We start from the raw sequence: 5,530 nt of genomic DNA, 5'->3' as shown, positions 1-5,530 counted from the left end.
AGCTCATCCATGCCGTGCTCCCACCTTCGTCTGGGCAGCGGTGGCGAGCTGCTCGGCATGCTCCCCGACGACGTGCCAGACACGCAGCGCCCCCGGCAGGGGGTGCCAGAGGAGCTGGTTCGCCTCCGCGTCGACGCGATCGGTCACCAGACACGCGTCCTCGAGTGCGACCTGCACCACGGCAGTGGAATGCTCGACCCCCGCGTGCACAGCCGTGGCTGGGACGCCTTGGCTTACCAGCAGCGAGGCCAGGCTGTCCTGCTGCCAGTCGTCTTCGGCAAGCAGCAGCACCTGCCCGTCGGCGAAGTCGCTGGGGTGCGGGATGACGCCTGCTGCGGCCAGGGCATGCCCCGGATGCAGCGCCAACCCGAGCGCGGTGCTGACCTCGTAGCTGCCACGTCCTGGTGCGACCACGAGGTGCTGGTCAAGGGTCTGTCCGCAGCGTTCCCGCGCTGGCAGCTGTCGAGGCACGACCCTGCGGTCCAGACGCTGTGACAGGTCGGCGGTCAGCTCCGCGACGAGCCAGATCGGCCACGTGTCGGGCAGGTCGACGCGGGCGACGGGGCGCTGCCCGGCATGGGTCGTGAGGATGTGCGGCAGGTCGGCCGCCAGCTGGAGCATCATGCGGGCCTCAGGGACCAGGAGGTTGCCTGCAGGGGTGAGTTCGATCTGGCGACGTGAACGGTCGAACAGTTCGCACCCCAGCTGCGCTTCCAGGCTCTTGATGCGCTGCGAGAGCGGCGGCTGAGCCATCTGCAGGCGTTGCGCGGCGCGGCTGAACGATCCCTCATCAACGATGGCGAGAAAGTACTCGAGGTGCCGCAACAGGTCCATACCCACCACTCTGCACCGTTGATATGGAACCTGTCCCATATCGGTCTTGGACTAGGACGTGTCCCTTTTGCGGAAATGGTCGCATGGATCAGACCGCTATCCGTCGTCATCACCGTACCCTCCGGGCCGCGAGCGCGCTCGTGGCCACCACTGTGGTCGTCTCGTGCCTGTCGGGCTGCTCCTGGGGAGGGCCATCGGCGAAGGACGCCGCCGCCAGCTTCGCCGAGTCCCTCGCCGGTGGTGACATCCGGTCCGTCTCCCCGGCGGCCCAATCCGACCTCGCGACGATCACGAAGGGCATGGACAGTCTTCGCCCCACAGTGACGGTTACGACGGCGGAGGAGGACGGCGACCAGGCACAGGCCACGCTGCACTTCACCTGGCCGCTGGCCACCGGGCAACTGGCCTATGACTCGTCCGTGCGCTTGACCCGCCAGGACGGGGTGTGGAAGCCGGTCTGGTCCCCCACCGTGGTCCACCCATCACTCACCAAGGACACGCGCCTCGCGCACCAGACCACTTGGGCCAAGCGCGCGGACATCACCGACGCGGACGGCGACCCGCTCATGACCTACCGCCCCGTGCAGCGCATCGGCATCAACAAGCCCGACATCCCCGCCAAGCAATGGCCCACCTCAGCGGCCGCGCTCGCCAAGGAACTCGACATCGACCCCAAGACCTACCAGGCCAAGGTCACCGCGGCCGGGAAGGCCGCGTTCGTCGAAGCCCTCATCGTGCGCGGCCAGTCCACCGATGAATACGACCTCAGCGAGATTCCCGGCGCCGCCACGATCCCCGACGAGGCAGTGCTTGCCCCCACTCGAACCTTCGCCGCCGGGCTTCTGGGCACCGTCGCGCCCGCGACCGCACAACAAGTCGCAGCATCCAAGGGCACCCTGCACGGCGGCGAACTGGTCGGCCAGAGTGGACTGCAGGCCCGCTACGACTCCCAACTGCGCGGCAAACCCGGCGAGCTGGTCGTCATCCGGGCACGCGCCACCGGCAGCGTCCCGGACAAGGCCCTCTACCGCAAGGACGCCACCCCCGGCACACCGCTCAAGACGACGCTGGTGCCCAGCTGGCAACAGTTGGCCGAGAAGACACTCGCCACCACCACACCAGCGTCGGCCATCGTGGGCATCAACCCCAGCAACGGGCACGTCCTGGCTGCCGCCACCGGCCCGGCCAACGCCACCTCCGCCGATGCGACCTTCGGCCGCTACGCCCCCGGCTCCACCTTCAAGGCCGTCACGGCACTGGCCCTGCTGCGCTCCGGGATGACCCCCGACAGCATGGTCAACTGCACCAGCACCGTGACCGTCGACGGGCGCCGCTTCAAGAACTACAACGACTTCCCCGCCGACCGGGTCGGCCGCATGACCCTGCGCGACGCCATCGCCCTGTCCTGCAACACCGGCCTGATCGCCGAACACGCCCGCGTCGACGGCGCCAAGATCCGTGATGCCGCCGCCTCCTTGGGACTGGGACAGGACTACGACGCCGGACTGCCGGCCTTCTTCGGGTCGGCACCCGACCCCAAGAGCGTCGTCGGACTGGCCGAATCCATGATCGGTCAAGGAATCATCGAAGCCAGCCCCATGGCCATGGCCACCGTCGCCGCCTCCATCCAGGCCGGACACACCGTACGGCCCGTCCTGCTGCCCGACCACCAGACGACCATCCCCACCGCACCCGAACTCACCCCGACCGAGGCCGACCAGCTGCGCGACATGCTCCACGCCGTCGTCACCCACGGATCCTGCCGGAGGCTCACCGGCCTGGCCGACGGAGCCAAGACCGGCACCGCCGAATACGGCACCGACACCCCACCCAAGACCCACGCCTGGATGATCGCCTACAACCAGCAGGTAGCCCTGGCGACCATGGTCGTCGACGGCAACTCCGGATCGGGAACCGCCGGCCCCCTCATCGAGGCGATGCTGCGATGAGCCACACCCGCCGACTCTGGAACCTGACCCTCTTCTTCGCCACCAGCGCCCTGTGCGGCGTCCTGGTCGCGGGCCTGTTCTTGCCACCCCTGCTGCTGGGAGCCGTCACCGTCCGCGCCGTCGCCGAACAGTCCACCCAACTCACCGAAGACCTCGCCACACCCCAACCCGCCGGCCGCACCCGCATCCTGATGGCCGACGGCACCCACCTCGCCTGGCTCTACGACCTCAACCGCCAACCCGTCGCCCTCGACCAGGTCTCCCCTTGGATGGTCAAGGCCCAGCTCGCCGCCGAGAACCACCGCTTCTACGACCAGGGCCCCATCGACCCCATGGGCATTGCCCGCGCCACCCTCGGCAACATCACCACCGACGGACAAGCCGGCGGCGGCTCTGGCATCACCCAGCAATACGTCAAGATGCTGCTGGTCGAACAAGCCCTCCTCGACGACAACAAGGCCGGCATCCAAGCCGCCCAAGAACGCAGCATCACCCGCAAAGTCCGCGAACTGCGCTACGCAATCGGCGTCGAGCAGAAACTCACCAAGGACCAGATCCTCACCGGATACCTCAACCTCGCCTACTACGGCGACGGCGCCTACGGCGTCGAAGTCGCCGCCCAGCACTACTTCGGCACCACCGCCAAGAAACTCACCCTCGCCCAAGCCGCACTGCTGGCCGGCATCGTCAAGAGCCCAACCGCCTACAACCCCGTCACCTACCCCAGCGCAGCCCTGCAACGCCGCAACACCGTCTTGGCCCGAATGCAGTCCGTCGGCCTCGCCACCCCCAAACAAGTCGCCCACGCCCGCAAGGAACCCTTCCGACCCCAGACGGTCACCAGCGTCCGCTCGGGCTGCACCGGCACCAGGTATCCCTTCATCTGCGACGCCGCCCGCCGCGAACTGCTCACCTGGCCCGCCCTCGGCCCTGACGAACAAGCCCGCCGCAACACCCTGCACCGGGGCGGACTCACCATCCGCCTCACCACGGACCCGGAGCTGCAGGACCAGACACAGCAGGCCATCAGCGAAACCGTCGCCCCCGACGACCCGGCCATCGCCGTGATGAGCACCGTCCAACCCGGCACCGGACGCGTGCTGGCCATGGCCCAATCCAGACCCCAGATGGGATCCAAGAAGGGCCAGACCTGGTACAACCACCCCCTACCCTTGGCCGACGGCGGCGCCGAAGGCTACCAAGCAGGCTCCACCTTCAAGACCTTCACCATGGCCGCAGCCTTCGACCAAGGCCTCACCAGCCGCCTCACCTACGACAGCCCCGCCTCCATCAACCTGTCCGGCATGACCTTCGACACCTGCAACGGCCCGTTCACCTTCACCGGCAACCACACCGTCTGGAACCTCGCAGACCAGAAGTTCGGCCGCATTCCCATGACCACAGCCGCCCAGAAGTCCGTCAACTCCTACTTCATCCAGCTCGAACAAGCCGTCGGCCTGTGCCGACTCGCCGATACCGCCGACGCCGCCGGCATCACCCGCGCCGATGGCAAACCCCTCGCGGGCACCGCAGACCAGGTCGCCACGCTCACCCTCGGCCCCATCGAAGTCGCACCACTGTCCGTCGCCAACGCTTACGCCACCCTCGCCGCCGGCGGAATCCGCTGCGGCACCACCTTCATCCGCGCCGTGCACCGCGGCACCACCAGCCTCGGCACACCACCCACCAACTGCCGACGAACCCTGAACAAGGACACCGTCGAGCACGTCACCGAAGTCCTCGAGTCCGTCGTCACCCGCGGAGCAGGAAAGCGGGCCCGTGTCCCCGATATCCCCCATCAGGCCGGAAAGACCGGCACCACCGACGACAACCAAGCCATCTGGTTCGCCGGCTACACCCCAGACACCGCCGGCGCAGCCATGATCGCCATCGACAAACGCCACCCCTGGTGGCAACACCGCTCCCGCAAGACCCTCAAGAACATCCGCCTCCCAGAATCCGGCACCTGGATCGACGGCACCGGCGGATTCACCGGCCAACACATCTGGAAACCCTCCATGCAAGCAGCCCTGAACAAGCAGCCGACATGAACATCCCGCCAGCGCCCCGCCCACTCCACTCCGCCGCGCACCAAGCTCACAGCTGCCGAATCACGTCCACCGCAACGGCGAGCGCAGTCGTCGAGTCCGTCGTGTCGATGATGGTCCGCGGGCCGTCACGAACCTCATCCCACGAAACCCAACCGCCGCCCTGAACCTCAGCCCAAGTCGGCACCTGGTGTCCCGGGATGTCAGCAGCACGTTCCTGCACTCGACGTCGATGTTCGCGCTCGTCAGGCAGGCTGGTTTGAGCACGATCAGGCGAGCGTTGGCCCGGGCAGCGGTGGCAGCCCACCCCTGCCGCGCCTCTGGCACCGGATGAACCGCGTCCACGACCACCGGCACACCGATGAGCAAGTTCGAGACAGCGAGCTCATGGACCACTGCGTAACACTCAGGGCCGACCAGGACCCCAGTCCTCTGCAAAGCCGTCTCGACAGCGTCCACCCAGAGGTAACAGGCACCGAAAGCGCGCGCCAGCCCACGCGCCAGCGTGGTCTTTCCCGTCCCGGCCCGCCACACACAACCACGGCCCGGTTCCCTGCTGTCGATGGAACTGCTGTGACACGCGCACCATGAACCCATTGAAACAGCCTGATGCCATCGAGGGGCACCCCGAGATGGAGAGGATCGACGCCCCTCGCTCAATCCGGTAAGCCGGTTGCCCTCCCGATTGACCGACGACAG

General features: G+C 67.6%; 4 protein-coding genes. 2 read left to right on the top strand and 2 right to left on the bottom strand.

What is annotated here, in order from left to right; translation table 11 throughout:
- Nucleotides 1-3: 3 nt before the first annotated feature.
- A complete protein-coding gene (locus ACHFFZ_RS12980; RefSeq protein WP_394277024.1) occupies nt 4-834 on the bottom strand; it encodes a LysR family transcriptional regulator in 831 nt (276 codons plus the stop codon).
- A gap of 83 nt (nt 835-917) precedes the next feature.
- Between ACHFFZ_RS12980 and ACHFFZ_RS12975 the strand changes: the two genes are divergently transcribed.
- Together ACHFFZ_RS12975 and ACHFFZ_RS12970 are read left to right on the top strand one after the other, a co-directional pair.
- Nucleotides 918-2,783, top strand: coding sequence for a penicillin-binding transpeptidase domain-containing protein (locus ACHFFZ_RS12975; protein ID WP_394277023.1), 1,866 nt, complete (start codon nt 918-920; stop codon nt 2,781-2,783).
- On the top strand, nt 2,780-4,834 hold the full coding sequence (locus ACHFFZ_RS12970) for a transglycosylase domain-containing protein (protein WP_394277022.1): 2,055 nt from the start codon (nt 2,780-2,782) through the stop codon (nt 4,832-4,834). Before ACHFFZ_RS12975 ends, ACHFFZ_RS12970 begins: the two co-directional genes overlap by 4 nt.
- A 60-nt stretch (nt 4,835-4,894) precedes the next feature.
- Here ACHFFZ_RS12970 and ACHFFZ_RS12965 read toward each other — a convergent pair whose 3' ends face one another.
- Nucleotides 4,895-5,428: an AAA family ATPase gene (locus tag ACHFFZ_RS12965; RefSeq protein WP_394277025.1), complete on the bottom strand. Its 534-nt coding sequence runs from the start codon at nt 5,426-5,428 to the stop codon at nt 4,895-4,897.
- Nucleotides 5,429-5,530: the final 102 nt, after the last annotated feature.

The organism is Luteococcus sp., assembly GCF_043424415.1.
Lineage (GTDB): Bacteria > Actinomycetota > Actinomycetes > Propionibacteriales > Propionibacteriaceae > Luteococcus.
This window is presented reverse-complemented; position numbering and strand designations above follow the sequence as displayed.

Bases quoted from the DNA above. Each gene is read 5' to 3' on its own strand.
- ACHFFZ_RS12975 (WP_394277023.1), top strand. From the start codon at position 918: ATGGATCAGACCGCTATCCGTCGTCATCACCGTACCCTCCGGGCCGCG.
- ACHFFZ_RS12980 (WP_394277024.1), bottom strand. From the start codon at position 834: ATGGACCTGTTGCGGCACCTCGAGTACTTTCTCGCCATCGTTGATGAG.
- ACHFFZ_RS12970 (WP_394277022.1), top strand. From the start codon at position 2,780: ATGAGCCACACCCGCCGACTCTGGAACCTGACCCTCTTCTTCGCCACC.
- ACHFFZ_RS12965 (WP_394277025.1), bottom strand. From the start codon at position 5,428: ATGGGTTCATGGTGCGCGTGTCACAGCAGTTCCATCGACAGCAGGGAA.